At 63.3% G+C, this 26,167-nt stretch carries 27 protein-coding genes; 9 read left to right on the top strand and 18 right to left on the bottom strand.

Annotated features, from left to right (window positions below; all coding sequences use genetic code 11):
- Nucleotides 1-44: 44 nt before the first annotated feature.
- Nucleotides 45-551: an OsmC family protein gene (locus NKJ46_RS21285; RefSeq protein WP_352667256.1), complete on the top strand. Its 507-nt coding sequence runs from the start codon at nucleotides 45-47 to the stop codon at nucleotides 549-551.
- Between the two features lie 157 nt (nucleotides 552-708).
- Here NKJ46_RS21285 and NKJ46_RS21280 read toward each other — a convergent pair whose 3' ends face one another.
- The 13 genes from NKJ46_RS21280 to rpsF all read right to left on the bottom strand — a co-directional run bounded on the left by NKJ46_RS21280 (nucleotide 709) and on the right by rpsF (nucleotide 12,153).
- Nucleotides 709-930 carry a hypothetical protein gene (locus tag NKJ46_RS21280; RefSeq protein WP_292662211.1) on the bottom strand — a complete coding sequence of 74 codons (222 nt, stop codon included), beginning with the start codon at nucleotides 928-930 and terminating at the stop codon, nucleotides 709-711.
- A gap of 124 nt (nucleotides 931-1,054) precedes the next feature.
- Nucleotides 1,055-1,801: an SDR family NAD(P)-dependent oxidoreductase gene (locus tag NKJ46_RS21275; RefSeq protein ID WP_352667253.1), complete on the bottom strand. Its 747-nt coding sequence runs from the start codon at nucleotides 1,799-1,801 to the stop codon at nucleotides 1,055-1,057.
- 22 nt (nucleotides 1,802-1,823) lie between these two features.
- Complete coding sequence (locus NKJ46_RS21270; RefSeq protein WP_352667251.1) at nucleotides 1,824-2,093, bottom strand: hypothetical protein; 270 nt, start codon at nucleotides 2,091-2,093, stop codon at nucleotides 1,824-1,826.
- A gap of 14 nt (nucleotides 2,094-2,107) precedes the next feature.
- On the bottom strand, nucleotides 2,108-3,589 hold the full coding sequence (purF, locus tag NKJ46_RS21265; RefSeq protein WP_502903425.1) for an amidophosphoribosyltransferase: 1,482 nt from the start codon (nucleotides 3,587-3,589) through the stop codon (nucleotides 2,108-2,110).
- 131 nt (nucleotides 3,590-3,720) lie between these two features.
- On the bottom strand, nucleotides 3,721-4,392 hold the full coding sequence (locus NKJ46_RS21260; RefSeq protein WP_352667248.1) for a CvpA family protein: 672 nt from the start codon (nucleotides 4,390-4,392) through the stop codon (nucleotides 3,721-3,723).
- A 47-nt stretch (nucleotides 4,393-4,439) separates the two neighbouring features.
- Nucleotides 4,440-5,858, bottom strand: coding sequence for a DNA repair protein RadA (gene radA, locus NKJ46_RS21255; protein ID WP_352667374.1), 1,419 nt, complete (start codon nucleotides 5,856-5,858; stop codon nucleotides 4,440-4,442).
- Nucleotides 5,859-6,089: 231 nt separating this feature from the next.
- The gene (locus NKJ46_RS21250) at nucleotides 6,090-7,580 is read right to left on the bottom strand and encodes a replicative DNA helicase (protein WP_023677714.1); all 1,491 of its coding nucleotides are present in this window, start codon (nucleotides 7,578-7,580) and stop codon (nucleotides 6,090-6,092) included.
- A 206-nt stretch (nucleotides 7,581-7,786) separates the two neighbouring features.
- Complete coding sequence (locus NKJ46_RS21245) at nucleotides 7,787-8,755, bottom strand: small ribosomal subunit Rsm22 family protein (RefSeq protein WP_352667245.1); 969 nt, start codon at nucleotides 8,753-8,755, stop codon at nucleotides 7,787-7,789.
- A gap of 3 nt (nucleotides 8,756-8,758) precedes the next feature.
- Nucleotides 8,759-9,082 (bottom strand): YnfA family protein, encoded by a 324-nt coding sequence (locus tag NKJ46_RS21240; protein WP_352667243.1) that lies wholly within the window; start codon nucleotides 9,080-9,082, stop codon nucleotides 8,759-8,761.
- Between the two features lie 81 nt (nucleotides 9,083-9,163).
- A complete protein-coding gene (locus tag NKJ46_RS21235; RefSeq protein WP_352667240.1) occupies nucleotides 9,164-10,453 on the bottom strand; it encodes a cyclopropane fatty acid synthase in 1,290 nt (429 codons plus the stop codon).
- Nucleotides 10,454-10,606: 153 nt separating this feature from the next.
- A complete protein-coding gene (rplI, locus tag NKJ46_RS21230; protein ID WP_254820243.1) occupies nucleotides 10,607-11,191 on the bottom strand; it encodes a 50S ribosomal protein L9 in 585 nt (194 codons plus the stop codon).
- Between the two features lie 213 nt (nucleotides 11,192-11,404).
- Nucleotides 11,405-11,653 (bottom strand): 30S ribosomal protein S18, encoded by a 249-nt coding sequence (gene rpsR, locus NKJ46_RS21225; RefSeq protein ID WP_006203718.1) that lies wholly within the window; start codon nucleotides 11,651-11,653, stop codon nucleotides 11,405-11,407.
- Nucleotides 11,653-12,153 (bottom strand): 30S ribosomal protein S6, encoded by a 501-nt coding sequence (gene rpsF / locus NKJ46_RS21220; RefSeq protein WP_292663863.1) that lies wholly within the window; start codon nucleotides 12,151-12,153, stop codon nucleotides 11,653-11,655. Before rpsF ends, rpsR begins: the two co-directional genes overlap by 1 nt.
- A 454-nt stretch (nucleotides 12,154-12,607) precedes the next feature.
- Here rpsF and NKJ46_RS21215 point away from each other — a divergent pair, with 454 nt between their 5' ends.
- Entirely contained in the window at nucleotides 12,608-14,152 is a 1,545-nt protein-coding gene (locus NKJ46_RS21215) for a pilus assembly protein TadG-related protein (protein ID WP_352667237.1), read from the top strand.
- A gap of 31 nt (nucleotides 14,153-14,183) precedes the next feature.
- On the opposite strand, the gene NKJ46_RS21210 is transcribed toward NKJ46_RS21215, so the two are convergent.
- Entirely contained in the window at nucleotides 14,184-16,109 is a 1,926-nt protein-coding gene (locus NKJ46_RS21210; RefSeq protein WP_352667234.1) for an LTA synthase family protein, read from the bottom strand.
- Nucleotides 16,110-16,356: 247 nt separating this feature from the next.
- Here NKJ46_RS21210 and fabD point away from each other — a divergent pair, with 247 nt between their 5' ends.
- The 7 genes from fabD (at nucleotide 16,357) to gmk (ending at nucleotide 22,873) form a co-directional block, all read left to right on the top strand.
- Nucleotides 16,357-17,322, top strand: a complete 966-nt coding sequence (fabD, locus tag NKJ46_RS21205; RefSeq protein WP_352667231.1) for an ACP S-malonyltransferase — start codon at nucleotides 16,357-16,359, stop codon at nucleotides 17,320-17,322.
- A gap of 60 nt (nucleotides 17,323-17,382) precedes the next feature.
- A complete protein-coding gene (gene fabG / locus NKJ46_RS21200; RefSeq protein ID WP_352667229.1) occupies nucleotides 17,383-18,120 on the top strand; it encodes a 3-oxoacyl-[acyl-carrier-protein] reductase in 738 nt (245 codons plus the stop codon).
- 187 nt (nucleotides 18,121-18,307) lie between these two features.
- The gene (locus tag NKJ46_RS21195; RefSeq protein ID WP_006203723.1) at nucleotides 18,308-18,544 is read left to right on the top strand and encodes an acyl carrier protein; all 237 of its coding nucleotides are present in this window, start codon (nucleotides 18,308-18,310) and stop codon (nucleotides 18,542-18,544) included.
- 34 nt (nucleotides 18,545-18,578) lie between these two features.
- The gene (gene fabF, locus NKJ46_RS21190) at nucleotides 18,579-19,841 is read left to right on the top strand and encodes a beta-ketoacyl-ACP synthase II (protein ID WP_352467164.1); all 1,263 of its coding nucleotides are present in this window, start codon (nucleotides 18,579-18,581) and stop codon (nucleotides 19,839-19,841) included.
- A gap of 93 nt (nucleotides 19,842-19,934) precedes the next feature.
- Nucleotides 19,935-21,155 carry an endolytic transglycosylase MltG gene (gene mltG / locus NKJ46_RS21185; protein ID WP_352667227.1) on the top strand — a complete coding sequence of 407 codons (1,221 nt, stop codon included), beginning with the start codon at nucleotides 19,935-19,937 and terminating at the stop codon, nucleotides 21,153-21,155.
- A gap of 137 nt (nucleotides 21,156-21,292) precedes the next feature.
- A complete protein-coding gene (locus tag NKJ46_RS21180) occupies nucleotides 21,293-22,183 on the top strand; it encodes a YicC/YloC family endoribonuclease (protein ID WP_352667225.1) in 891 nt (296 codons plus the stop codon).
- 33 nt (nucleotides 22,184-22,216) lie between these two features.
- A complete protein-coding gene (gene gmk / locus NKJ46_RS21175; RefSeq protein ID WP_023719822.1) occupies nucleotides 22,217-22,873 on the top strand; it encodes a guanylate kinase in 657 nt (218 codons plus the stop codon).
- Here gmk and NKJ46_RS21170 read toward each other — a convergent pair whose 3' ends face one another.
- The 4 genes from NKJ46_RS21170 to NKJ46_RS21155 form a co-directional block, all read right to left on the bottom strand.
- Entirely contained in the window at nucleotides 22,874-23,167 is a 294-nt protein-coding gene (locus tag NKJ46_RS21170; protein ID WP_352667223.1) for a DUF1330 domain-containing protein, read from the bottom strand.
- A gap of 75 nt (nucleotides 23,168-23,242) precedes the next feature.
- Nucleotides 23,243-24,082, bottom strand: a complete 840-nt coding sequence (rsmA, locus tag NKJ46_RS21165; protein WP_352667220.1) for a 16S rRNA (adenine(1518)-N(6)/adenine(1519)-N(6))-dimethyltransferase RsmA — start codon at nucleotides 24,080-24,082, stop codon at nucleotides 23,243-23,245.
- Nucleotides 24,083-24,151: 69 nt separating this feature from the next.
- Nucleotides 24,152-25,171 carry a 4-hydroxythreonine-4-phosphate dehydrogenase PdxA gene (pdxA, locus tag NKJ46_RS21160; RefSeq protein WP_352667217.1) on the bottom strand — a complete coding sequence of 340 codons (1,020 nt, stop codon included), beginning with the start codon at nucleotides 25,169-25,171 and terminating at the stop codon, nucleotides 24,152-24,154.
- A gap of 13 nt (nucleotides 25,172-25,184) precedes the next feature.
- Nucleotides 25,185-26,111, bottom strand: coding sequence for a peptidylprolyl isomerase (locus NKJ46_RS21155; RefSeq protein ID WP_352667215.1), 927 nt, complete (start codon nucleotides 26,109-26,111; stop codon nucleotides 25,185-25,187).
- Between the last annotated feature and the right edge of the window lie 56 nt (nucleotides 26,112-26,167).

Raw genomic sequence — 26,167 nt, 5'->3', positions numbered from 1 at the left:
CGCCGTTAAGCAGCGAAGCCAGGCAACTATGGGAGAGAAATGAAATGGACGCGATCGCATTGAAGGCCATGCAGACGCCGCTGAAGGAGGCCTATCGCGACGACGCCTCGCGCGCGCTGATTACCCTTAGGGCCAAGGGATCGATCGACGACCAATCGATCGCCTGCAAGGTTGAAACGGGCAGGGCGATTGCCATTGCCGGGCTGCATCCAGCGACCGGCGGCACCGGGCTCGAACTCTGCTCCGGCGACATGCTGCTGGAGGCGCTGGTGGCTTGCGCCGGCGTCACGCTGAAGGCGGTGGCGACGGCGCTGGAATTCCAGGTTGGGGCCGCTACAGTGGAAGCCGAAGGCGATCTCGACTTTCGCGGCACGCTTGGCGTGGCGAGAGATGCGCCGGTTGGCTTCCGCGCCATCCGGCTGACATTCGGCCTCGATACCGACGAGCCGCAGGAGCGTATCGATGCGCTGCTCAAGCTGACCGAGCGCTATTGCGTGGTGTTCCAGACCATCAGCCAGAAGCCGGAGCTGACGGTAAGCGCGCGACGCTGAGGCTGCTGATCTCCCTCCTTGAGGGGGAGATGCCCGGCAGGGCAGAGGGGGTTGTCGCGCATGAAGCGCCAACCGCTGCAGCAGGCCGAGCCCGGTCGGACCAACCCCCTCTGGCCTGTCGGCCATCTCCCCCCTCAAGGGGGGAGATCACGCTGTCCTACTGCGCCGACGGCTCCTCGGCGTCGCCCTCATCGGCGAAGGGAGAGGCGCTCGGCACGCACTGCACCGACCAGCCGGCTGGCGTCGGTTGCTTCTGGTATTCGGTTATGGCGAAGGTGCACTGTTCGCGGGTGTCGAATGTGCTGGGCAACACGACCATGCCGCCTTGCGGGCCGGCGATCACCAGATACCAGACTAACGCTACGCTCGGTGCCGCCATGGGTATTTCCTCGCTCTGCTTGTTTTGGGAGTCGCACGATCCTAGCAACTCCGGCCCGGCGGGGAAAGCCGGGCCAAAGCGCGGCCTTAAGCCACGGCATCACAGCCGCGTGATGTTAGGCCGCTTACTCCGGCTGCCGGTAGGCGACAAAGCGGTTGTGCTTGGCCTGGAAGATCAGCCCCGTCTCCTTGAGCGTGGGGCTGGCAAGCGGCACGATACGCTTGGCGATCTCCGAAGGGTGCGGCAGCGTTTCCGGATCCTCGCCCGGTACGGCCTGCGCCCGCATCGCGGTGCGCGTTGCCCCCGGATCGGCGGCGTTGACCCTGAGCGGCAGGTTTTCGGTCTCATGTGCCCATGAACGCGTCATGGCCTCGACCGCCGCCTTCGACGCCGCATAAGGCGCCCAGAAGGCGCGTGCGGAGTGGGCAAGGCTGGAGCTCAGCACGATAGCACGGCCGGCATCGGAGAGCCGCAGCAGCGGGTCGACCGAGCGGGTCAGCCGCCATGTTGCAGTGACGTTGATGGTCATCACCTTCTCGAAGGTCTTCGCCTCGACATGGCCGATCGGGGCGATGACGCCGAGCACAGCGGCGTTGGCGACCAGTATGTCGAGCTTGCCCCAGCGCTCGTGTATGGCGCCGCCCAGCCGGTCGATCCCCGCCATGTCGGCAAGATCGAGCGGTACCAGCGTCGCCTGTCCGCCACCTGCCTTGATCTGGTCGTCGAGCTCTTCCAGCCCGCCGACGGTGCGGGCAACCGCAATCACATGTGCACCGGCCGCGGCAAGCTCCCTGGCGATGAAATAGCCGATACCGCGCGAGGCGCCCGTGACGACCGCAACGCGGCCGGAGAGATCGAGGGCAGAAATCATGAGGTCACTCTGAGATCAAAGGTTACGGAGACCAGTTATTATCATAACCGGTTGGAAACCAGATTCCTCGACGCAGGTAATGGCCGATATTCGGCCTGACATGGTTCTGGCCCAGGGTGTCGAGATCGGGGATGATCTTGATCCTGTAGGCGGTCGGAAATTTTCCGCTGGCAAACAACCGCGTTTTGGCGAGATCTACCGCATCCGTCTCGTCTTCTGCGGTGATGCCGACGCCCATCGGAAAACCGTGGCGGCGTCCTGCTTCAAAATCCAGCCAGAACAGCTTCAGCATTGAAGCGACGTCTGCTAAGACCCGCCGGCCGCTAACAGCGACAGCGTGCGCACATTGTCGGAGCCTTCGAAGTCGGCAAGCCGGGTCGGATACTGGCCGGTGAAGCAGGCGTCGCAGAATTGCGGCTGCTCGTTGTCGCGGCCGGCTTCGCCGACGGCGCGGTAGAGCCCGTCGATCGATAGGAAGCCGAGCGAATCGACGCGGATGAACTCGGCCATCTCCTCCACCGACATGCGCGACGCCAGCAGCTTCGACTTTTCCGGTGTGTCGACGCCGTAAAAGCAGGAGGCGCGCGTCGGCGGCGATGCGATGCGCATATGTACTTCCTTGGCGCCGGCATCGCGCACCATCTGCACAATCTTCTGGCTGGTGGTGCCGCGCACGATCGAATCGTCGACCAGCACCACGCGCTTGCCTTCGATCATGCGGCGGTTGGCGTTGTGCTTGAGCTTGACACCCATGTGGCGGATCGAATCGCCGGGCTGGATGAAGGTGCGCCCGACATAGTGATTGCGGATGATGCCGAGCTCGAACGGAATGCCCGCGGCCTGCGAAAAGCCGATCGCCGCCGGCGTGCCCGAATCCGGCACCGGCACGACGATGTCGGCCTCGACCGGACTTTCCTGCGCCAGCTCGGCGCCGATGCGCTTGCGCACTTCATAGACGTTGCGGCCTTCGACTGACGAATCCGGCCGCGCGAAATAGACATATTCGAAAATGCAGAAGCGGGTCTTCTGCGGCTCGAACGGGAACAGGCTTTCGATGCCCTTGCTAGTGACGACGACCATTTCGCCGGGCTTCAGGTCGCGCACGAAACGCGCCCCGATGATATCGAGCGCGCAGGTCTCCGAGGCGAGAATCCAGGCACCGTCGAGATCGCCGAGCACCAGCGGCCGGATGCCGAGCGGGTCGCGGCAGCCGATCATCTTCTTGGACGTCATCGCCACCAGCGAGAAGGCGCCTTCGACCTGGCGCACCGCATCGATGAAGCGCGAATTCAGGTCGCGCTCCTTGCTGGTGGCAACCAGGTGCAACAGCGTCTCGGTGTCGGAGGTGGAGGAGAAGATGGCGCCTTGCTTCTGCAGCGCGCGCTGCACGGTCATGGCGTTGGTGAGATTGCCGTTATGAGCGACGGCAAAGCCGCCATCGGCAAGTTCGGCGAAGAAAGGCTGAATATTGCGCAGGCCGGAGCCGCCGGTGGTGGCATAGCGTGTGTGGCCGATGGCACGGTTGCCTTGCAGGCTGTCGATGACACGCTGCTTGGTAAAGGTGTCGCCGATTAGGCCGACATGGCGTTCGACATGGAATTGGGTGCCGTCATAGGAAACGATGCCGGCCGCTTCCTGGCCGCGATGCTGCAACGCATGCAGGCCGAGGGTTACGATGGCTGCGGCGTCCTGCCGGCCGAAAATGCCGAACACGCCGCATTCGTCGTGGAAATGGTCGTCGGCTTCGGCGGAAAGCACGTCGTCTGCGTCTGCCACTGAGGCTGCCATTGGGGGCTCAAGCTCCGCTAAAGCCGCCATATAAGGTCATAGCGCATCGAAAGCAACGCACGTCGTGCGGCATTCACATGATCGTCAGTCTTGAGCCTCGCCAAGTCGGCAGATTGGCAAGTTTGCCGAAATCAGTTTGCCGGCGCCGGGTTTGCAGGTGCCGGCGTGGCGGGCGTATTGTCGGCCGGCGGCGCGTCGCTGTCGTCGGGTGCTGGAGCAGCGGCGTCGTCGCCGGCGGCAGGGGCTTCCGCTGCAGGCGCATCGGGGGCCAGAGGCGTCTCGGTGGCCGGCTGATTCGGATTGAGCTTGTTGAGGATGGCATTTTCCGGATCCTCGGGCAGCAGGCTTTCGAGCTTGGCGCCGATCGATTCGAGCAACGGCTTTGACTTGGCGTTGGCAATCCAGCCTGGAGCCTTGGCGCCGGCCAGCCAATTGAAGAAAAGCAGCGCAACAGCGACGACCAGGACGCCACGCGCCGCGCCGTAGAGGAAGCCAAGTGTACGATCGAGCGCGCCGATCCTGGAATCGATGATCCAGTCGGCGAGCTTCATGGTGATGACGGAAACGACGATCAGCGCGACAATGAAGACGATACCAGCGGCCGCCGCCATGGCGGCCTTTTCGTTGTCGATATAGGGCTGAATGTAAGGCAGCACCGGCTTGTAGAAAAAGAAGGCCGCCGCAGCAGCAGCTGCCCAGGAGATGATCGACAGGATCTCGCGCGAAAAGCCGCGAACCATAGCGAGCATCGCCGAGACCAGGGTGAAGCCGACGAGAATTCCGTCAAGCAGCGTAATCGGCATGTTTTTCGCCCCACTCCGATCTCTTTTTCACGGCTCGACGAGCCGCATCACTCTTGCTCGTCGGCGCGGCTGCGCCGAGAGCCGGCGATGCGCGCCACGAGATCGGCCAGCTCGGTGGGCTGGAAAGTGTCGGCTCCGATCCCCCCGACCCCATTACCACCAGCAAGTTCCTCGCTGCCCAAGGGCAGAACCGCGCTTCCGAAACCCAGCTTTTCGGCTTCCTTGAGGCGCTGCTGCGCATGCGCAACCGGCCTCACTGCACCGGAAAGGCTGATTTCGCCGAAATAGACGCAATCGGCGGGAAGGGCAAGACCGGTGAGCGAGGAAACCAGTGCCGCCGCCACGGCCAGGTCGGCCGCCGGCTCTGAAATGCGGTAGCCGCCGGCAACGTTGAGATAGACGTCGTGCGTGCCGAAGCGGACGCCGCAATGGGCTTCCAGAACCGCCAGGATCATCGACAGCCGGGCACCGTCCCAGCCGACGACGGCGCGGCGCGGTGTGCCCAGCGTCGACGGCGCCACCAGCGCCTGGATCTCGACCAGCACCGGCCGTGTGCCTTCCATGCCGGCGAAAACCGCGGCACCCGGCGACTTCGCATGGCGTTCACCGAGGAAAAGCTCGGACGGGTTGGCGACTTCCCGCAAGCCTTTGTCCGACATTTCGAAGACGCCGATCTCGTCGGTTGGCCCGAAGCGGTTCTTGACCGTGCGCAGGATGCGGTAGTGGTGGCCGCCTTCGCCCTCGAAATAGAGCACCGCGTCGACCATGTGCTCGACCACCCGTGGTCCGGCGATCTGGCCCTCCTTGGTGACGTGGCCGACCAGAACGATCGCCGCTCCTGTGGATTTTGCATAGCGGATCATCGCTTGGGCGGCGGCACGCACCTGGGTGACCGTGCCGGGTGCCGAATCGGCCATGTCGGTCCACAGCGTCTGGATCGAATCGAGAATGACCAGATCCGGCCGCTTGCCGTCGGCGATGGTGGCGAGGATGTCCTCGACATTGGTCTCGGCGGCGAGTTCGACCGGGGCGCCGGCGACGCCGAGCCGCTGGGCGCGCAGCCTGATCTGGGCGACCGCTTCTTCACCCGAGACATAGACGATGCGGTGGCCCTTTGCGGCCAGTGCGGCAGCGGCCTGGGTGAGCAGCGTCGATTTGCCGATGCCTGGATCGCCGCCGACCAGCAGCGCCGAGCCGCGCACGAAGCCGCCGCCCGTGGCGCGGTCGAGCTCGCCGATGCCGGAGACGATGCGCGGCGCATCCTCGATGTCGCCGGAGAGGCTGGTCAGCACCACCGGGCGGCCCTTGCGGGCGTTGCGCGTATTCGCCGGGCCGGAACCTATGCCGCCCGACGTGCCTTCCTCGACCAGCGTGTTCCACTCGCCGCAGGCATCGCATTTGCCGGCCCAGCGCTGATGCACCGAACCGCAATTCTGGCAGATGAACTGAATGCGGGATTTGGCCATCAGCGTCGCGTCGCTTGCCAATTGCCGAGGCTCGGCGATCCGGCCCACCCCGCTCTGTCCTGCCGGACATCTCCCCCGCAAGGGGGGAGATTGGCTGTCATCGACGCTGTCGCCAATCTCTGATGTCGCAGGAAGAGAGCCGGCGGCAAAACTGCCGATCTCCCCCCTTGCGGGGGAGATGGCCGGCAGGCCAGAGGGGGGTGTGACGGAGCGCGACGGTTGGTCAAAAAGCTACTCGAACCGATCCGGCAAATGATGTTCCTCGGCAAGGTCCGAGAAGCGGGTGAATTCGCCTTGGAAGGCGAGGCTGACGGATCCGGTTGGCCCATGGCGCTGCTTGGCGACGATGACCTCGGCCTTGCCGCGCATCTCGTTCATCTCGTGTTCCCATTTGATGTATTCGTCGGTGCCTGGCTTCGGCTCGCGGTTCTTCAGATAATATTCCTCGCGGTAGACGAACAGCACCACGTCGGCGTCCTGCTCGATGGAGCCCGATTCGCGGAGATCCGAGAGCTGCGGGCGCTTGTCGTCGCGGCTCTCAACCTGGCGCGACAGCTGCGACAGCGCAATGATCGGCACCGCCAGCTCCTTGGCCAGTGCCTTGAGGCCGGTCGTGATCTCGGTGATCTCCTGGACGCGGTTTTGCGACGATTTCGCGCTCGATCCCTGCATCAGCTGGATATAGTCGATGACGATGACGTCGAGGCCGCGCTGGCGCTTCAGGCGACGCGCGCGGGCCGACAGCTGAGCGATGGAAATGCCGCCGGTCTGGTCGATGAACAGCGGGATTTTCTGCATTGTCTGCGAGCAGGCGACCAGCTTTTCGAAATCCATCTCGCTGATCTCGCCGCGGCGGATTTTCGACGACGGGATTTCCGTCTGTTCGGAAATAATGCGGGTGGCCAGCTGTTCGGACGACATTTCGAGCGAAAAGAAGCCAACGACGCCGCCATTGGCAGCCTTGAACGACCCGTCCGCCTGCTGCGCCGGGACATACGCCTCGGCGATGTTGAAGGCGATGTTGGTGGCGAGCGAGGTTTTGCCCATGCCGGGGCGGCCGGCAATGATGATCAGGTCGGACGACTGCAGGCCGCCCATGCGGCGGTCGAGGTCGCGCAAGCCGGTGGCGACGCCCGACAAATGCCCGTCACGCATATAGGCGGCATTGGCCATGTCGACGGCGGTCTTGACGGCATCGGTGAAGCTTTCGAAGCCGCCATCGTAGCGGCCGGTTTCGGCCAATTCGAACAGGCGCCGCTCGGCATCCTCGATCTGGTCGGAGGGCGACATGTCGACCGGCGCGTCATAGGCGATGTTGACCATGTCCTCGCCGACAGTGATCAGCGCGCGCCGCGTCGCCAGATCGTAGATGGCGCGGCCATAGTCGGTTGCGTTGACCACCGTGACCGCCTCGACCGCCAACCGCACGACATATTGCGCCACCGTCATGTCGCCGACCTTCTCGTCGGCCGGCAGGAAGGTCTTCAGCGTGATCGGCGTCGCGATCTTGCCCATGCGGATGAGCTCGGCCGCGACCTCGAAGATTTTTCTATGCAGCGGCTCGTAGAAATGGCCGGGCTTCAGGAAGTCGGAGACACGGTAGAAGGCATCGTTGTTGACCAGTATGGCGCCGAGCAGCGCCTGCTCGGCCTCGATATTGTTCGGCGCCTCGCGATAGAGCGGTGTTTCCGCCACGCCGAATTTTCGTGCTGCCTCTGCCATGATGTCCCCGGTCCTGATCCCCGTCTCTCGATATCAGAACGAGACAAGTCGGTGATGACTTATCTGCATCAGTCCCCAACCAACCAACTTTGATGCCCGCGATTCACAGCCAGGATCTTTCGGTGGAAAGAATCTCGATTGACTCGAATCAAGATGGCGAGCTTAGCCGTTCTCAGGCGAGAACAAAACAGGAAAATAGCTGCCGGTCATTCCGGCAAGGCATCACTCCAGTCCAGTCGCCGCGCGGCCTTGAACGTCTCGCCGTCGCGCTTGGTGAACAGTCGCTCGGTAGCACTCCCATCCTGTTCGCAAAGCTTCAGCAAGACCTTGCCCGAGCCCGATTTCGGCGGTGCGATCACTCGCGCGCGAGGCGGAGCGGCCGGATGGCGGGAGGCCGCGACAAAGATGAATTTCTCGTCCTCCCACGGCACCTCGGCATCCTTGGCCAGACGGTGCAGGCGCGAGCGGGCGACGCGGCGGGCGAAATGGCACCAGTCGGGAGCGACGAGCGGGCAAGGCGCCTCATGCGGGCAGGGCGCAAGCACGTGCGCCCCCGCCTCGATCAGCTGCCGCCGCACGGCAAGGATACGCTGCCAGCCGGCCGGCGTGCCCGGCTCGACGACCAGCAGCGTGTCTGCGGTCAACTGCCAGAGCCGGTCGACGAGTTTTGCCAGCGATGCCGGCGCGATCTCATCCAGCACATAGGCTGAAGTCACCAGCTCGGCCGGCTCGAGATCGACCAGGTCGATGGTGACGTCGCCAGTCCGCCAGGCGGTCCTGGCCGTGATCGCATCCGCGGCAAGCGCCTCGCCGACCCGCCGCACCGCGGCGCCGGCCTCGAGCAGCACCGCCTGTTCGAGATCGGGCCAGAGATTGATTGTGGCCCAAAGCACCGTGCCAGGGCCGGCGCCGACATCGAGCAGGGTTCTCGGAGCATAATCGGGCCGCGCCTCGCTTACCGCATCGAGGCTGGCGCGAACGGCAGCATAGGTCGCCGGCAGCCGCGTTGCCAGATAGGCCTTCACCGCCATGTCTTCGGCCATGTGCAGGCGGCCGTCGCGCAACTCGGCGCGGTAGCGGTCCGACAGCGTCTTTGCCGCTTGCTTAAGCATCGGCAGCGGCACCTGTTCGAGAAGGCGGTCGACGCCTTGTCTGAGTAGGACGGGCAGTTCCATCGCTCACGCGGTCCGAGGTGCGAGCAGAATGACCGAGGCGCCAACGATGCAGATCGCGGCACCGGCAAGATCCCAACGGTCGGGGTGCACGCCTTCCGCCAGCCACAACCAGGCCAGCGAGGCGGCAATGTAGATGCCGCCATAGGCGGCGTAGGCCCGGCCCGCCGCGCTGGTGTCGACCAGCGCCAGCAGCCACGCGAATAGCACCAACGAGACGAGACCGGGCGCCAACCACAGCGGCGATTTTTCCAGCCGCCACCACGCCCAGAACGAAAAGCAGCCGGCGATCTCGGCAAGTGCGGCGGCGACGTAGAGGAGGTAGGTCATGAAAAAGGTCCCGCGTTGACGGGACCCTTTTCAGCGTGCCAGCCGGCAATGGCAAGCGGCAATGGCGCGATCGCCGATCGTCTACTCCGGATCCGCCACCTTGCGGCGGCGAGCAGGCTTGGCCGCCGGGGCCTTTTCACGACGTCCAAGATCGCGCATCTCCAGCGCCTTCTCGCAACTGGCCATGTAGTCGCGCGTCACCGGCAGCGTGTCGTTCTTCTTGGCAATCTGGATCTGGAAGATCACCAGATCCTGCCAGCGGAAGGCAGCTTCCGAGGCGGCAAGATAGAACTCCCACATACGGCAGAAGCGCTCGTCATAAATCGCCTTGGCCCTGTCGCGGTTGGCCGCAAAGCGCTCGCCCCAATGCTTCAGTGTCTCGGCATAATGCAGCCGCAGAACCTCGATGTCGGTGACGACGAGCCCCGATTTTTCGATGGCCGGCATTACTTCGGAGAGCGACGGGATGTAGCCGCCCGGGAAGATGTACTTGCGGATGAAGGCGCTGGTTGCCCACGGCACGCCGGAGCGGCCGATCGTGTGCAGCAGCATGACGCCGTCCGGCTTCAGCAGCGTCGCCGACTTGTCGAAGAAGGTGCGGAAATGATTGACCCCGACATGCTCGAACATGCCGACGGAGACGATGCGGTCGAAACGCTCATTGAGCTCGCGATAGTCCTTGATGTCGAAATGCACCCGGTTTTGCAGGCCTTGCGCATGGGCGCGGTCGGTGGCGACGCCGTGCTGCTCGGTCGACAGCGTCACGCCCTGTACGTCGACGTCGAATGCCTTGGCGAGATAGAGGCCAAGCCCACCCCAGCCGGAGCCGATGTCGAGAACCGTCTGGCCGGCCTTCAGCCTGAGCTTGGCGGCGATATGGCGCTTCTTGGCCGCTTGTGCCTCGTCGAGCGTCATATCCGGCTGCTCGAAATAGGCGCAGGAATATTGCATATCCTCATCGAGGAAGAGGCGGTAGAGGTCGCCCGACAGATCGTAATGGCGCTGCACGTTGCGGCGCGCCCGCGACGCCGTGTTGATCTGCTGCAGGCGCCGGAAGGCGTGGCGCAGACCTTCGATCGCCTTCGACCAGGTGGCATCGATACCGCCGCTGCCCATGTTCTGGAAGGCAATCCGCATCACCCCAAGCACGCCGCCCTCGAGAATGTCGAGTTCACCGTCCATGTAGGCTTCAGGCACCGCCAGCATCGGGTCGAAGGTTATTGCTCGCTCGGCATGCCTTGTCTTGATGTGCATGTGCACCGGCTCGCCGCTGCCGTCACCGAAAGTCACCATCGAGCCTTGCGGCCCTGTCACCTTGAGATTGCCTGTGCGGACCAGGCGGTCGAGAACGCGTTTCAGCAGAATATTCATGACCAAATGTCCCCTCTCGGTCAGACAGGCTGTCTTATTCTGCATCAAGATATAGGGGTTCGAAAAGTTCCATTTGGCATAAAAATGCCCGGGTACGAGGCCCGGGCATTGGTCCAGAATAGCGATTAGCCGGCGAATGCCGACGAATGACGATCAGCCGTTGTCTTCGCCGCCCTCGAACTCCGCATTCGGATCGAAGAAGTTTTCCGGCCGCGCATTATCGTTGATGTCCTCACCGTAGATGGCTTCGGCGGTGGTCAGCGTTTCGCCCTTGGCCTGGCGCTCGGCTTCGTCGGCCGTGCGGGCAATGTTGAGCGTGATGGTGACCTCGACTTCCGGATGCAGCGCGATCGCCACATTCGTAACGCCGATGGTCTTGATCGGCTGGTTGAGCAGGATCTGGTTGCGGTTGACCGAAAAACCTTCCGCCGTCACCAGCTCGGCGATGTCGCGCGTCGAGACCGAACCATAAAGCTGACCGGTTTCGCCGGCCGAGCGCACGGCGATGAAGCTCTTGCCGTCGAGCTTTTCGGCAATCTGCGCGGCCTCGGACTTGCGCTCCAGGTTGCGAGCTTCGAGCTGGGCCCGCTGTCCCTCGAACTTCTTCTTGTTAGCTTCGTTGGCGCGCAGCGCCTTGCCTTGCGGCAGCAGGAAATTGCGGGCGAACCCATCCTTGACCTTGACGGTATCACCCATCTGGCCGAGGCGGGAAACGCGTTCGAGAAGAATGACTTCCATGGTTTTGTTCCTTCGCTTGGGCGCTATCCTCAGGATCGGCGCCGAATTGTCTGGGACAGGTCAGGAAGCTTGGGCGTCGCCGCCTTTGTCGCTGTCCTGCCTGTCGCGGCAGTTAGGATCTCTCGTCGAAATCCAACCCGGGATTTGGTGTTCGATCCGGCTACGCCCGTCGTGGCCGTGAAAAAAAGCGGGCGGCGAACCGCCCGCGTAGATTTAGCGAACCACGTAAGGCAGCAAGCCGAGGAAGCGGGCGCGCTTGATCGCCTTGGCGAGTTCGCGCTGCTTCTTCTGGCTGACGGCGGTGATGCGCGATGGCACGATCTTGCCGCGCTCCGAAATGTAGCGCTGCAGAAGCCGCACGTCCTTGTAGTCGATCTTCGGCGCATTGGCGCCGGAGAATGGGCAAGTCTTGCGGCGACGATGGAAGGGGCGCCGGGTTGGGATCTGATTGATGTCGACCATTATTCTGCGGCTCCTTCAAAGCCTTCGCGCGGACGGCGCGGGCCACGATCGGCACCGCCATCGCCGAAGCTGCGCGGCGGACGATCACCACGGTCCCCGCGATCGCGGTCACCGAATGAGCGCGGGCCACGATCGCCACGGTCGCGATCGCCGAAGCCGCCGCGTTCCGAGCGCTCTTCGCGCTTCTGCATCATTGCCGACGGACCTTCCTCATGCGCATCGACCTTGATGGTCAGGAAACGCAGTACGTCCTCGGACAGGCCCATCTGGCGCTCCATTTCATTGAGCGCGGCCGGCGGGCAGGTGATGTCCATGAGTGTATAATATGCCTTCCGGTTCTTGTTGACCCGGTAGGTGAGGGACTTCAGTCCCCAGTTCTCGACCCGGCCGACGGACCCGCCATTCGCGGTGATGACGCCCTTGTACTGTTCGACAAGCGCATCGACCTGCTGCTGCGAGAGGTCCTGCCGGGCAAGAAACACATGTTCGTATAGAGCCATAGTGTTCGTGCCTTTCTTCGTTTCTCTCCCGGTTCCCGGCGGCAAAAGCCTCTGCAACTTCTCTGACCCGCAATCCTTGCGAAGGCGGGGAAGAAAGGAGCATGACGAGACGGTCGAGAGCGGAGACACGGGAGGCGGAAGCGCTTCTGGCTTCACGCGAAGGTTTAGAAAAACCTCCGGCCCTCCGTTCAGCCCCCAGCAAGGACCGGCAGATTGCGAGCGTCTATACAGGAATTTGACCGCAAAGCAAGGCCAAACCACGGAGCAAACGGCCCTACCGTCCAGAGCGCCACGGGCCTCGAGGCAAGGTTTTACGGATTTTTTGAAACCGGCCCTTAACCACCATGCGAAGTTCCAGCACCGGCGGGCGTGGCGGCAACCCGTCGTTCATCATGCGGATGCAAAACCAAACGGTCTGCGCGAGGTCGGCAGCAAGGCGGTTTTGGGGATAAAAATGCTTTTCGACAAATTCTGCCGTTCGAAGAGCGGCAACTTTGCCCTGATGCTGGCGTTCGGGCTGCCTGCGGTTCTGACCGCCGTCGCCTTTGCCGTGGACGTGTCCACCTTGATGAGGGCCAAGGTCAGCTTGCAGAACGCGCTCGATGCCGCGAACCTTGCATCTTCGCATCTCGGCGACATCGAGGCCTCGCGCAAGGACGTCTTCGATCGCTACTTCCAGACCAATGTCGCAAGCCACAGCGAGTTGATGAACGCCGAAGCGACGCTTACCGTGGAAAGGGGCCTCAATTACATCCAGACAAAGGCTGTCGCCACGGCGGACGTCGATTTGAACTTCGCCTTCCTGTTCGGCAACGACAAGCGCATCACCGTCGATGCAGGCGCCGTCGAATCGACCAATCAGCTCGAAGTCGTGCTGGTGCTCGACAATACCGGGTCGATGGCCAGCAACGATCGCATCGGCGCATTGCGGACGGCGGCGACGGCCCTGATCGATATGCTCGAAGCGGCGAAGTCGCCGACGCGCAGTGTACGTGTCGCGGTGGTGCCGTTCGTCACCGCGGTCAACGTCAAGGGCGAGGACTACGATCCGGCCTGGATCGACATGGCCGGCAAATCGCCGAACAATGGCGCCAATTTCCCCTTGGTCGGCGGCAAGCGCGTCAACCATATGGACCTGTTCAAGCAATTGGGCGTCGAATGGAGAGGCTGCGTCGAAGCGCGGCCCGGAACCAACAATGTTTCCGACATTTCGCCCGACCAAAACAAACCGGACACCCTGTTTGTACCCTATTTCGCGCCGGACGATCCAGGTAACGCTAAAAATCCAAACAGCTCCTACGGCAATTCAGCGACCGGCTACAACAATTCCTATCTCGACGATACCGTTATCTCCCTGCTTCCCGGCCTCACCGGCGACATGGCGAAGTACAGTTTTTCGACGATGAAACTGATCAACGACAAGAGAGGCCCGCTGACTATCGGCCCAAACCGGGCCTGCCCGACGCCGATAGTGCCGCTGACCGACGATTTCGACAAGTTGCGTAAGGCCGTCGGTGAGATGATCGAATGGAACGGTTCGGGGACCAATGTTTCGGAAGGCTTGTCATGGGGGATGCGGGTGCTCTCGCCGGAACCGCCTTACAGCGACGGCGCGCCTTTCAGGGCGTCAGGCACGACCAAAACGGTGCTGCTGCTCACAGACGGCGAGAATGTTGTCTATGGCGCGAAGGATACGCCACAGAAGTCGGACTATGGCTCTTACGGATTCCTGGCCTCGGGTCGGTTTGGCTCCAGCGACCAGACCGCGGCTGCGCGCAATGTCGACGATTGGACAACCAATGTATGCAACACGTTGAAGAAGCAGGACGTGCAGATCTTCACAGTGCTGCTGCAGGCCGACACCGCAGCCAACCGCAAGCTCTACGAGGCCTGCGCATCGTCGCCGTCGGACTATTACCCGACCAACGACGTCAGTCAGCTCGAAAGCGTCTTCTTGAAGATCGGAAGCTCGATTTCGCAACTGCACTTGACGAACTGAACGACGTCGGCCGCTCTCCCGCCGCCACTGCTCAACTCGTGTGTGCAGCCACTTTGCCTGTGGTTTCAGGGAAAAAATCGGGCGCCGCATGGCGCTTGCCGAACATCATGTCGTATTGCAGCAGACGGAAGTCGCGGATCGCCGGATCGATCTCTTTCTGACGCGACCAATCGGGGGTGGCGTCGCCCCCCGGTGCCAAAAGCAAATTGCGATCGATAACGCGGTAGCGATCCCGCAACTGGCCGAGGAAGCCGGTGTAATAGGGATGACTGATGCCGGCCGTCTTGAGGATATGGTAGGGCAGAAAGGCCGGGCTGACGGCGCCTAGATCCTCGGCCGGGCCGCCGCGGTTCGACCAGACGATCAACGGCGTCTGGTGGTGCAGCAGCATCTGGTCGGCCGCCTCCTTGCGCGGCGCGACATTGTCCTTCAGGAAGCCGGTCTCGACGTAGACCGGCCCAAGTGGCGGCAGATGGTCGCCGAAGAAGGCAATGACGGTCGGCCGCTCGCGTTTCTTCGCCCATTCGATCAGCCGCTCGAGGCCGCGGTCCGCGTCGGAAGAGCCTTCGGCATAGCTCAACAGCGATTCACGCGCCCATTGGCTGATCGGCGCCTGCACCTTGTGGGTCGGATTGTTATAGCGATACGGCTCATATGGTCCGTGGTTCTGCAGGCTGACGGCGAAAAAGAAGACCGGCTCGGCGCTAGTATCAGCCTCGTGGATGATCTCGTCCGTCATAGCTGCGTCCGACGCGAGCGGTCCGCGTTTTTGCATGGGCGGCAACGTCTCCTCGGACTTGAAGTCGTTGAAGCCGAAATCGGCATAGACGGCTCCCCGGTTCCAGAACCAGTTGGTTCCGGGATGGATGGCACGCGCGCGGTAGCCCTGACTTTTCAGGAAGGTCGCCAGCGAGGGGGTCGGTGTCCGCACATATTGCTGGTAGGGAATGCTGCCCGCCGGCAGGAAGGCGTTGGAAAAGCCGGTCAGGGCCTCGAACTCGATGTTGGCCGTCATGCCGCCGAATTCGGGCGAGAACATGTAGCCCGTGCGCAGTGCCCGCACATTGGGGATAGGGTCGGGTGTGATGGTGACGCCGGGCAGCTTGGTCGGATCCCAGAAGGATTCGCTCATGACGACGATGATGTCGGGCTTCTCGGCGGGTACCGAGGCCGTTACCTGCGGTTTGCCTATCGCTTCGATCGCCTTGTCGGAATAGCCGGGCGGCGCCGAGACGTGGGCCATCGGGACGTTCAGCGCGAAGGCGAGCGCAAAACCGTTTGAGGCATAGTTTTCCTTCTGGTCCCACATGATCGGGATGATCTGCAGCCGGTCGCGCGTCCACGAGAAAGTGGCATAGTCCATGATGGAGACGAAGAAGGCGATCAGCGGCACCGTCAGCGTCAGCCGGGCAAGGCGGCCCTTGTGGCTGAGTGCCGGAACGCGGCGGCGCCATAGCCGCCAGCCATAGACGAGCAGCGACAGCCCGCCGACAATGCCGATCGCCAGGGCAATGGCGGTTCCCGGGCGATCGCGTACCAGGAGCGGCATCAGTGCCACGATCTGCCGGGAATAGAGGAAATCGGTCGGATAGAGCGGATCGCCGAGATAGAGCGACTTCTGGTGGCCGACGAACGCCAGCGACAATGTCAGCGGCGCGACGATCATCAGGCTCTGATGGCTGCGGCCGAGCACGGCGTCGAGGCCGATGAGGATCAGCGCAAAAATGATGATCGTGGTCCAGCCGGGTTTGAAAGGCTGCAGAAAGAAATCAATGGTGCCGGCAAAGTTGCCGCGCACGATCAGTTCGATGGCAAACACCAGGATGGCCGCAGCCAGCAAGCTGATAAGGCCATAGCGGATGACAGGCCATCTGCGCGCCGGCAGATAGCCGGTCGACGGATCGCCTTCAAGAAATTGTGGCGCCGCCTCGGCTGCGCTCTGCTTGGTCTTTGCCACTTCAATAGTTCCCCGGCCCGCAACAAAAGCGTCACTCGATTGTCATCGAACTGTCACGCAAAGCCTAGCGTCTGCGGCGGAAATAAGAAGAGCCAGCAAACAAATCGTGAGCGGTTTTCATCATGAGTGATCGCCAAAAAGCCTGCCGAAACAGGCACTCGGCCGACATTGTGCGGTCAAGGTTGGACTTGACTTGGCCGCACGCCTTGCGCCACAGGCAACGAGAACCAGCAGCTGGGAGCCGACGATGGCCATCGCATTCACCTTTCCGGGGCAGGGCAGCCAGGCTGTCGGCATGGGCAAGGACCTCGCCGATACTTTTGTGGAATCGCGGCGGATCTTCGAGGAAGTCGACGACGCGCTCGGCGAAAAACTATCGCAGCTGATCTGGGAAGGCCCGGATGAGACGCTGACGCTGACCGCCAATGCCCAGCCGGCGCTGATGGCGGTGTCACTTGCCGCAGTCCGGGCGCTGGAGGCGCGCGGCTTCTCCCTGGACGGCAAGGTCACCTATGTCGCCGGCCACTCGCTCGGTGAATATTCGGCACTTGCGGCCGCCGGTTTCGTTTCGGTCGCCGACGCCGCCCGGCTGTTGCGTATCCGCGGCAATGCCATGCAGGCGGCTGTACCGGCCGGCGAGGGCGCCATGGCGGCGATCATCGGGCTGGAACAGGCCGACGTCGAGGCCGCTTGCGCAGAGGCCGCTCAAGGCGCGGCTAAAGATCCCGCACAAGCCTTGGTTTGCCAGATCGCCAATGACAATGGCGGCGGCCAGCTGGTGATCTCCGGCGCCAGGCCGGCGGTCGAACTGGCGGCGAAGCTATGCACGGAGAAGGGCGCCAAGCGGGCGCTGATGCTGCAGGTCTCGGCGCCCTTCCATTCGGCATTGATGAAGCCTGCGGCCGAGATCATGCGGGAGGCGCTGGCGGCCGTGACTAAGAGTGCGCCCGCCGTGCCGCTGGTCTCTAATGTTACGGTGACCCCGACGAGCGATCCCGACGAGATTGCCCGCCGCCTCGTCGAACAGGTGGTCGGGCGCGTGCGCTGGCGCGAAACGGTGGAGTGGTTCGGCAGCAACGGCGTCGGCACACTTTACGAAGTGGGCGCCGGCAAGGTGTTGTCGGGGCTGGCTCGCCGCATCAACCGCGATATTGCCACCGCTGCCATCGGATCCGCGGCGGATGTCGAGGCGGCGCTGGCGGCGCTTGCATAATCAACTGGCGATTTGACCCCGCTCCATGCGAAGGGTGTTCGCTCAGATCAGGAGGCAAGAATGTTCGAATTGACCGGCCGCAAGGCGCTCGTCACCGGCGCATCGGGAGGCATCGGCGAGGCGATCGCCCGCGTGCTGCATGCCCAGGGCGCCATCGTCGGCCTGCACGGCACACGTATCGAGAAACTGGAGGCGCTGGCCGCCGAACTGGGCGACCGGGTCAAGCTTTTCCCGGCCGATCTTTCCAATCGTGACGACGTCAAGGCACTCGGCCAGAAGGCGGAGGCCGATCTCGAAGGCGTCGACATCCTCGTCAACAATGCCGGCATCACCAAGGACGGGTTGTTCGTACGCATGGCTGATGCCGACTGGGATAGCGTGCTCGAGGTCAACTTGACCGCCGTGTTCCGGCTGACTCGCGAGCTTACCCATCCGATGATGCGGCGCCGCCACGGCCGCATCATCAACATCACCTCAGTGGTCGGCGTCACCGGCAATCCCGGCCAGACCAATTATTGCGCCTCCAAAGCCGGTATGATCGGCTTTTCAAAATCGCTGGCGCAGGAGATCGCCACCCGCAATGTCACCGTCAACTGCGTCGCCCCGGGCTTCATCGAATCGGCGATGACTGCCAAGCTCAACGACAAGCAGAAGGAGGCGATCATGGCGGCGATCCCGACCCGGCGCATGGGCACGGGCGCCGAAGTCGCCTCTGCCGTCGCCTACCTAGCTTCCAACGAGGCAGCCTACGTCACTGGCCAGACCATTCATGTCAATGGCGGCATGGCCATGATCTAACACTTGGGAAAACGCTTCATTCCATCTTGGATGCACGGGATTTTTCGTGTAATGCCGCCCGCAACCCGGCGGTTCGGGCAAAAACCGGTCCTGTTCCGCTGCGTTTCCGGCAGGACCATCTTTCAGCTTGATTAGCGGCATTCCGCCCGCTAACGAAGACAGACAACCCAAAGACGAGGATGCCCAAATGAGTGACACCGCAGAGCGCGTCAAGAAGATCGTCATCGAGCACCTTGGCGTCGATGCCGACAAGGTGACGGAGCAGGCGAGCTTCATCGATGATCTGGGCGCGGACAGCCTCGACACGGTCGAACTTGTCATGGCGTTCGAAGAAGAGTTCGGTGTCGAAATCCCGGACGATGCGGCCGAGACCATCCTGACTGTTGGCGATGCGGTGAAATACATCGACAAGGCCTCCGCCTGACGCTATTTGCAGTCATCACCGGGGAGGACCTGCGATGAGGCGTGTCGTCGTCACGGGCCTTGGGCTGCTTTCGCCGTTCGGCATGGGCTTCGAGCACAGCTGGAAGGAGCTTCTGACCGGCCGCAGCGCAGCCAAGCGCATCACCGAATTCGAGGTGGAAGACCTTGCCTGCAAGGTCGCCCACGTCATTCCGCGCGGTGACGGCTCCAATGCCACTTTCAATCCTGAAGCCGTTCTCGAGCCGAAGGAACTGCGCAAGATCGGCGACTTCATCCTGTACGGGATCGCGGCCGCCGACGAGGCACTCAAGGATTCCGGCTGGCAGCCGAAGACGCATGAGGAACAGTGCGCCACTGGCGTGCTGATCGGTTCGGGCATCGGCGGCATCGAAGGCATCGCCGAGAATGCGATGATCCTCAAGGAACGCGGTCCGCGCCGCATCAGCCCGTTCTTCATTCCCGGCCAGATCATCAACCTCGTCTCCGGTCAGGTCTCGATCCGGCATGGGCTGAAAGGCCCCAACCATGCCGTCGTCACCGCTTGCTCGACCGGTGCGCATGCCATCGGCGATGCCGCCCGGCTGATCATCTGGGGCGATGCCGACGTTATGGTCGCGGGCGGCGCCGAAGCGCCGGTGACGAGGCTCTCGATCGCCGGGTTCGCCGCTTGCCGCGCGCTCTCCACCGAGCGCAACGACGCGCCGCAAACGGCCTCACGCCCCTATGATCGCGATCGCGACGGCTTCGTCATGGGAGAGGGCGCCGGTGTTGTCGTGCTCGAGGAACTCGAACACGCCAAGGCCCGCGGCGCCAAGATCTATGCCGAGGTCACCGGCTACGGTCTGACCGGTGACGCCTATCACATCACCGCGCCTGCCGAGGATGGCGACGGCGCTTTCCGTTGCATGACCGCGGCGCTGAACCGGGCGAAGCTGACGCCGGCCGATGTCGACTACATCAACGCGCACGGCACCTCGACCATGGCCGACACGATCGAACTCGGCGCCGTCGAGCGGCTGGTCGGCAACGCCGCCTCGAAGATATCGATGTCGTCGACCAAATCGTCGATTGGCCACCTGCTGGGCGCGGCGGGCGCTGCCGAGGCGATCTTTTCGATCCTCGCCATTCGCGACAACATCGCGCCGCCGACCATCAATCTTGACAATCCGGAGCGCGAAACGGCGATCGACCTGGTGCCGCACAAGCCGCGAGCGCGGCAGATCGACGTGGCGCTGTCCAACTCCTTCGGCTTCGGGGGCACCAACGCCTCGCTCGTCTTCCAGCGCTACAATGGCTGACCGCTCTGCCGGTTTGCGTCTGCCGTCAATTTTGCCATATTCGCCCCTACTCTGCCCGAGGGGATTCGTCGCAAGATCAAATGGTAGGGCGCTATGAACACAAATCCGGCCGATAACGGGGAGTTCGGGCAACGGGCAGCAACGCCCGGCCCGATCGTGCCGAAGACGGCCAGCGAGGCGTTGCGGCCCGAGGCCGGCACGCCGCCGCCGAAGCGCTCGCGTGCCTCGCGCAGCCAGTTCGTCGTGTTCATGAACTTCGTCATCTCTTCGGTGATGCTGATGGTTCTGGCGGCAGGCGTCGCGCTGTATTTCGGCAAGCAGGAGTTCAACGAGCCCGGCCCGTCGGCCAATGGCGACACTTTCCTGGTCAAGCCGAATAGCGGCGTCCAGGAGATCGCCGACCAGCTTGAGCGGCGAGGGCTGATCAGCGACGCCCGTATTTTCCGCCTTGGCGTACGCGCCTTCGGCAATGATTCCGCCCTGAAGGCCGGCGAATACGAGATCAAGCCGCAGGCGTCGATGCACGATATCATGGAACTGCTGAAGAGCGGCAAGTCGGTGATGTATTCGCTGACTATCCCCGAGGGGCTGACGGTCGCGCAGGCGCTGCAACGAATCGCCGAGCAGGACGCGCTGACCGGCGATATGCCGTCGACCACTCCACCTGAGGGCAGCCTCGCCACCGACACGTTGCGCTTCACCCGCGGCGCAACACGCCAGCAGATGGTCGACAAGCTTCTGGCCGACCAGAAGAAGCTGGTCGACGAAGTCTGGCAGCGCCGAGCACCGGATCTGCCGATCGCCAACGTTGAGGATTTTGTCACCCTGGCCTCGATCGTCGAGAAGGAGACCGGCAAGGGCGATGAACGCTCGCGTGTAGCCGCCGTCTTCCTCAACCGGCTGGCCAAGGGTATGCGGCTGCAGTCGGATCCAACCATCATCTACGGCCTGTTCGGCGGCAAGGGCAAACCCATCGACCGCCCGATCTATCAGTCGGACATCCAGAAGCCGACGCCCTACAACACCTATCTGATCAACGGCTTGCCGCCGACGCCGATCGCCAATCCCGGCCGTGCGGCGCTGGAGGCCGTCGCCAATCCGTCGAAAACCAGCGACCTTTACTTCGTCGCCGACGGCAGCGGCGGGCACGTCTTTGCCTCGACTCTCGATGAGCATAACGAGAATGTCGCTCGCTACCGGGCACTACTGAAAAAGCAGGCGCAAGACGCCGCCAAGGCCGGGGCAACCAATACCGGAGCCGACACGCCGGCGGGAGCCATCGTTGACGATGGGGGCGCCACCGCCGCCCAGTAGGGCCGGACGCCATCAGGTTGGCCCTGTGCATGTCCGGGTGGATGTGCAAGGGCTGCTATGGCATTGAAATTCACGTGATCCTGTCCGGAGAAATCGCTCCGGCTTGGGGGGCATTCGGCAAAGGGACGCACGGCTACATGAACTTGCAGAGCATGACCGGTTTTGCGCGCAGTGTCGCCGAACACGACGGCACTTCGATTGCCTGGGAAGCCAAGTCCGTCAACGGCAAAAGCGTCGAGGTCAGGCTGCGGCTGCCGCAAGGTTTCGACCGGCTGGAGCCGGCCGTCCGGCAGACGGTACAAAAGCGTTTTGCGCGCGGCAATTTCCAGATGACGCTGACCATTGGCCGCGCCGCCGGCGCGCAAGTGCAACCCGTGGTCAACGAGGCTTTCTTGAAGGATCTGGCGGGGTTGGCCAAGCGGCTGCAGGAGCAGTTTGGAGTAGCCCCTCCGGGGGCCGACGGGCTGCTTGCGCTGCGCGGCGTCCTCGACATTCCCGAAACCATCGAAACCGAAGAGGCGCGCAGTGCGCTTGATACCGCGATACTGTCGGCGCTGGAAGCTGCATTGAGCGGGCTGCAGCAGGCGCGCCAGGGCGAAGGTGCCGCGCTTCGTTCCCTGCTGTCCGGCCATATCGATGCCATCGAGGCGCTGACGCTGCGGGCCGAGGCCGATCCATCACGCGAGCCGGCCACGATCCGCGAAAGGCTCGCCGAGCAGATCCGCCTGTTGATGGACGCGTCTGCCAACCTGGATGCCAGCCGGCTGCATATGGAAGCGGCGTTCCTGGCCACCAAGGCCGACATACGCGAGGAAATCGACCGGCTGAAGACGCACGTGGTGTCGGGGCGGGCGCTGCTCGCCGGCGGTGGCGCCATCGGCCGCAAGCTCGATTTCCTGGCACAGGAATTCAACCGCGAATCGAATACGCTGTGTTCCAAGTCGAATGCCGCTGCGGTCACCGCCATCGGGCTGGAACTGAAGGCGGTCGTCGACCAGTTTCGCGAACAGGTCCAGAATCTGGAATGATCCCGATGCCAAGCCACATGACTGCCAAGCCCCATGACCACTAGGGATGTGGGTTCCCGCATTCGGCGCCGCGGGCTGATGCTGGTCTTGTCGTCGCCGTCAGGCGCCGGCAAGTCGACGATTGCGCGCAATCTGCTGGAGAGCGATTCCAGCCTGGAATTGTCGGTCTCGGTCACCACGCGGCCACGCCGCGGCAGTGAGATCGAGGGCGTCCATTATCACTTCCGTACCATGCGCGAGTTCGAGCGGCTGCGCGATTCGGACGCGCTGCTCGAATGGGCTGAGGTGCACGGCAATTGCTACGCGACGCCGCGCGAGCCGGCTGAACAGGCGCTGGCCGAAGGCCGCGACATGCTGTTCGACATCGACTGGCAAGGCGCCCAGCAGCTCAAGGAGAAGATGCGCGCCGATATCGTCTCGATCTTCATCCTGCCGCCATCGATGAAGGAATTGAAGGCGCGGCTGAAGCGTCGCGCCGAGGACCAGGAAGCGGTGATCGAGACGCGGCTCAAGAACGCCCGCAACGAGATCGAGCACTGGAAGGAATATGATTTCGTCATCGTCAACGACGATCTCGACCGCGCTTTCGCCGAGGTGCGTGGCATCGTCACGGCCGAACGGCTCAGACGCGATCGCCGGCCGGGCCTGTTCGATTTCGTCTCGGGGCTGCTCGACGAAAAGACGGATTGATCAAGGCGCTGTCCCCGCGACCAGGATCAGATTGCGGCTGAGCGCGGCGTCGCGCAGTTCCAGTGCCGCGGCATATTCTGGGGAGCGGTACCAACGCCGCGCCGTGTCCATGTCGGGGAATTCCACGATGATCAGCGGCCCGGGAGACCAGTCGCCTTCCAACATTTCCACCTCGCCGCCGCGTACCAGATAGCGCCCGCCATGTTGGGCGATGGAGGCAGCCGCGCGGGCGCGATAGGCTTCGATAGCCTCTGCGTCACGGATTGTGACGTCGGAAATGACATAGGCGGCCACTGTTTGTCTCCGGGCAGGGTCTGTCCGGCTATCTATGCCATGAGTGCGGAAATTCCACGCGGACGCTTCCCGGCATCACACCGCATTCGTCAGCCGCACGAATTCCTCGACGCTGAGCGTCTCCGCACGCCTGGTCGGATCGATGCCGGCGCGGGTGAGCAGTGCCTCGCCGCCGAGGCTTTTCACGCTCTGCCGCAGCATTTTTCGGCGCTGGCCGAATGCCGCTTCGGTGACGCGGCTGAGCCGTTTCACCTCTGCCGGCAAGGGGTTGGCGCGCGGCACCAGATGCACCACCGAGGACGTCACCTTGGGTGGCGGCGTGAACGCCTGCGGCGGTACGTCGAAGGCAATCCTCGCCTCCGTCCGCCAGCCTGCCAGCACGCCGAGCCGGCCATAGGCCTCGCTGCCGGGGCTGGCTGCAATGCGTTCGGCAACCTCGCGCTGGAACATCAGCGTCATCGATGCGTAGAAAGGCGGCCACTCGGTGACGGTCAGCCAGCGGATCAGCAATTCGGTACCGATATTGTAAGGCAGGTTGGCAACGATTTTCGCCGACCCGCCGCTTCCCGGCACTCCTTTGGCAAGCGCTGCAAAATCAGTTTTCAGCGCATCGCCGGCTACGATCTCGAGCCGACCCGGATAGTGGTTCGCGATCTCGGCCAAGGCAGCCAGGCAGCGCTCGTCGCGCTCGATCGCGACGACCCGCCGGGCGCCGTTGAGGAGCAGGGCCCGGGTCAGCCCGCCTGGGCCGGGACCGACCTCGATAACCGTAACGTCGCTCAGGTCGCCGGCGGTTCGCGCAATCTTGCTTGTCAGGTTAAGGTCGAGCAGAAAATTCTGGCCGAGCGCCTTTTTCGCCTGCAGCCCGTGGCGCTCGATCACCTCGCGCAGTGGCGGCAGGCCGTCTATGCTCATCGGGCTGCGCTCATCGGGTTGGGCTCATCGGGTTAAGGCCATCGAATTGGGCTCATTGGGCTCAGGGGCCTACGGCCTTTTCCCGGCATCGGCAAGCAGGCGAGCGAGTTTCAGCGCCGCAATCAGGCTGTCGGCACGGGCGATGCCCTTGCCGGCAATGTCGAAGGCGGTGCCGTGGTCGGGCGAGGTGCGGACGAAGGGCAGGCCGAGCGTGACGTTGACTGCCTCGTCAAACGCCAGCGTCTTGGCCGGGATCAGCGCCTGGTCGTGATACATGCAGAGCGCCACGTCGTAGCCGGCGCGGGCGCGAGCGTGAAACAGCGTGTCGGCCGGCAATGGCCCGAAGGCGTCGATCCCTTCCTGCCTCAGCCGATCGATCGACGGGCGCACGATCCGCTCGTCTTCGGTGCCCATCGCGCCGCCTTCGCCGGCATGCGGGTTGAGGCCAGCAATGGCGAGCCGCGGCTTGGCAATTCCGAACCGGTTTGCAAGGTCGGCGGCGGTGATGCGGCCGGTGGCGACGATCAGGTCGGTCGTCAGCGCCTTCGGCACCTCGGCCAGTGCGATGTGGATGGTGACCGGCACGGTGCGCAAGTCCGGACCGGCAAGCAGCATCACAGGCGTCGCTTCGGTGCCGGTGTGAAGCGATGCCAGATGCGCCAGATATTCGGTGTGGCCGGGAAAGCGAAAGCCGGCATCGTAGAGCGGCTTTTTGGCAATGGGGCAGGTGACGACCGCGGCAGCCCGGCCGGCCAGGCAGTCGGCAACGGCGCGGTCGATCGCCTCGATGATGCCCGCAGCGTTGGCTGGATCCGAGCGGCCGGGACCGTCGACGAAACGGGCAGCAAGCGCCACCACCGGCAGCGCGCGCGAAAACACCCCCGGCGCTTGCGCCGGCGTCGTCTCGACAATCGCGATATCGGTGCCGCGCCTGTGCGCCCGCGCGGCAATCAGTGCCGGATCGGCAAGGAGATAAAAAGACGGAACGCCAGCGCTATCGCGGGCCCGCCAAGCAGCGATGGCGATTTCCGGCCCTACGCCGGACGGATCGCCGACGCTCAACGCCAGCGGAAGCTCTGCATCAGGCACGGCGATCGCGACTTCAGCGCTCGATTATGCGGGCTTTCTTCCGCAACTCCTCGACATATTTCTTCGAGAGCTCGTCGGCGTTCTTGTCGCTCGAATCTTCACTCTGGAACACCATCTGCGCGGCTTTGTCGTCTGACACTTCGCGCGACGAGCAGATGCCGATGAATTCGACACCGCGGTCGGTTTCGCGGGTCGTGGTGGCGCCGCCGACCTTTGTAGCCTTTATCTGCTCGGCCCAGTCCGCCGGCAATTGCGGCGCCAACACCCGGCCGAGATCGCGAACGGTGACATCGATCAGGCCCTTGGCGAATTCGCGCGTGGTGTTGCAGCCGTTGAAGCGGGCGCGCATGGCGTCGGCTTCGCGTTTGCGCTTGGCCAGCGTCGCGCTTCGCTCGGCGGCCGGCACCACGAAGATGACCTGCTGCAGCATGTACTCTGTGGCGCTCGGTTTGCTACCGCCTTTTTCGAGCATGCGCTTGACGAGGTCCTGCTCGCCCATTGCGCCGCCGCCGTCGCTAGAGCGGTGACGCGCGGTCAGCGCCTGGTTCCAGGCCATCTGCGCCCGGATAAAGTCCTTGAAATGCTCCTTGGTGACGCCGGATTGCGCCATCGCGCCGTCAAGCTGCTTGAGCGGCATCTTGTTGCTGGTAGCGAAACGCTGATAAGCGGCATCGACCTGCGCGTCGCTGATGCGGATGCCGAGCCGCCGGGCTTCGGCCAGACGCAGCGTCTGATCGATCATTTCTTGGCCGGCATCGCCCTTTCTGTGCTGGAGGCGCAGGAAAGCGGCCCGATGCTGGATGTCGCCGGTGGTGATCGGTATGTTGTTGACGACGTATTTGATCTCGGTGGCGAAAACTGGCTGCGTCACTGCGGTGGTCGAGAACGCCACCAGCAGCGCGAACCCTGCTGAAAAGAGGTATTTCCTCATCGAAAGCATCCCAATTCCATCCCGATTCGGCCCAACCTATCCCAGTTCAGGCCGTCAAAATTCGT

Source organism: Mesorhizobium sp. M0166 (assembly GCF_040322255.1).
GTDB lineage: Bacteria > Pseudomonadota > Alphaproteobacteria > Rhizobiales > Rhizobiaceae > Mesorhizobium.
The sequence above is the reverse complement of the archived record's forward strand: the minus strand, read 5'-3'. Positions and strand labels throughout refer to the sequence as shown.

Excerpts from the sequence above, each read along its gene's own strand:
- purF (WP_502903425.1), bottom strand. The coding sequence starts at position 3,589 with ATGGCAGCCTCAGTGGCAGACGCAGACGACGTGCTTTCCGCCGAAGCC.
- NKJ46_RS21280 (WP_292662211.1), bottom strand. The coding sequence starts at position 930 with ATGGCGGCACCGAGCGTAGCGTTAGTCTGGTATCTGGTGATCGCCGGC.
- NKJ46_RS21275 (WP_352667253.1), bottom strand. The coding sequence starts at position 1,801 with ATGATTTCTGCCCTCGATCTCTCCGGCCGCGTTGCGGTCGTCACGGGC.
- NKJ46_RS21195 (WP_006203723.1), top strand. The coding sequence starts at position 18,308 with ATGAGTGACACCGCAGAGCGCGTCAAGAAGATCGTCATCGAGCACCTT.
- NKJ46_RS21260 (WP_352667248.1), bottom strand. The coding sequence starts at position 4,392 with ATGCCGATTACGCTGCTTGACGGAATTCTCGTCGGCTTCACCCTGGTC.
- NKJ46_RS21285 (WP_352667256.1), top strand. The coding sequence starts at position 45 with ATGGACGCGATCGCATTGAAGGCCATGCAGACGCCGCTGAAGGAGGCC.
- NKJ46_RS21155 (WP_352667215.1), bottom strand. The coding sequence starts at position 26,111 with ATGCTTTCGATGAGGAAATACCTCTTTTCAGCAGGGTTCGCGCTGCTG.
- NKJ46_RS21215 (WP_352667237.1), top strand. The coding sequence starts at position 12,608 with ATGCTTTTCGACAAATTCTGCCGTTCGAAGAGCGGCAACTTTGCCCTG.
- NKJ46_RS21235 (WP_352667240.1), bottom strand. The coding sequence starts at position 10,453 with ATGAATATTCTGCTGAAACGCGTTCTCGACCGCCTGGTCCGCACAGGC.
- NKJ46_RS21240 (WP_352667243.1), bottom strand. The coding sequence starts at position 9,082 with ATGACCTACCTCCTCTACGTCGCCGCCGCACTTGCCGAGATCGCCGGC.
- gmk (WP_023719822.1), top strand. The coding sequence starts at position 22,217 with ATGACCACTAGGGATGTGGGTTCCCGCATTCGGCGCCGCGGGCTGATG.
- NKJ46_RS21180 (WP_352667225.1), top strand. The coding sequence starts at position 21,293 with ATGAACTTGCAGAGCATGACCGGTTTTGCGCGCAGTGTCGCCGAACAC.
- rsmA (WP_352667220.1), bottom strand. The coding sequence starts at position 24,082 with ATGAGCATAGACGGCCTGCCGCCACTGCGCGAGGTGATCGAGCGCCAC.
- fabF (WP_352467164.1), top strand. The coding sequence starts at position 18,579 with ATGAGGCGTGTCGTCGTCACGGGCCTTGGGCTGCTTTCGCCGTTCGGC.
- NKJ46_RS21250 (WP_023677714.1), bottom strand. The coding sequence starts at position 7,580 with ATGGCAGAGGCAGCACGAAAATTCGGCGTGGCGGAAACACCGCTCTAT.
- rpsR (WP_006203718.1), bottom strand. The coding sequence starts at position 11,653 with ATGGTCGACATCAATCAGATCCCAACCCGGCGCCCCTTCCATCGTCGC.
- fabG (WP_352667229.1), top strand. The coding sequence starts at position 17,383 with ATGTTCGAATTGACCGGCCGCAAGGCGCTCGTCACCGGCGCATCGGGA.
- fabD (WP_352667231.1), top strand. The coding sequence starts at position 16,357 with ATGGCCATCGCATTCACCTTTCCGGGGCAGGGCAGCCAGGCTGTCGGC.
- radA (WP_352667374.1), bottom strand. The coding sequence starts at position 5,858 with ATGGCCAAATCCCGCATTCAGTTCATCTGCCAGAATTGCGGTTCGGTG.
- mltG (WP_352667227.1), top strand. The coding sequence starts at position 19,935 with ATGAACACAAATCCGGCCGATAACGGGGAGTTCGGGCAACGGGCAGCA.
- rplI (WP_254820243.1), bottom strand. The coding sequence starts at position 11,191 with ATGGAAGTCATTCTTCTCGAACGCGTTTCCCGCCTCGGCCAGATGGGT.
- NKJ46_RS21270 (WP_352667251.1), bottom strand. The coding sequence starts at position 2,093 with ATGCTGAAGCTGTTCTGGCTGGATTTTGAAGCAGGACGCCGCCACGGT.
- rpsF (WP_292663863.1), bottom strand. The coding sequence starts at position 12,153 with ATGGCTCTATACGAACATGTGTTTCTTGCCCGGCAGGACCTCTCGCAG.
- NKJ46_RS21245 (WP_352667245.1), bottom strand. The coding sequence starts at position 8,755 with ATGGAACTGCCCGTCCTACTCAGACAAGGCGTCGACCGCCTTCTCGAA.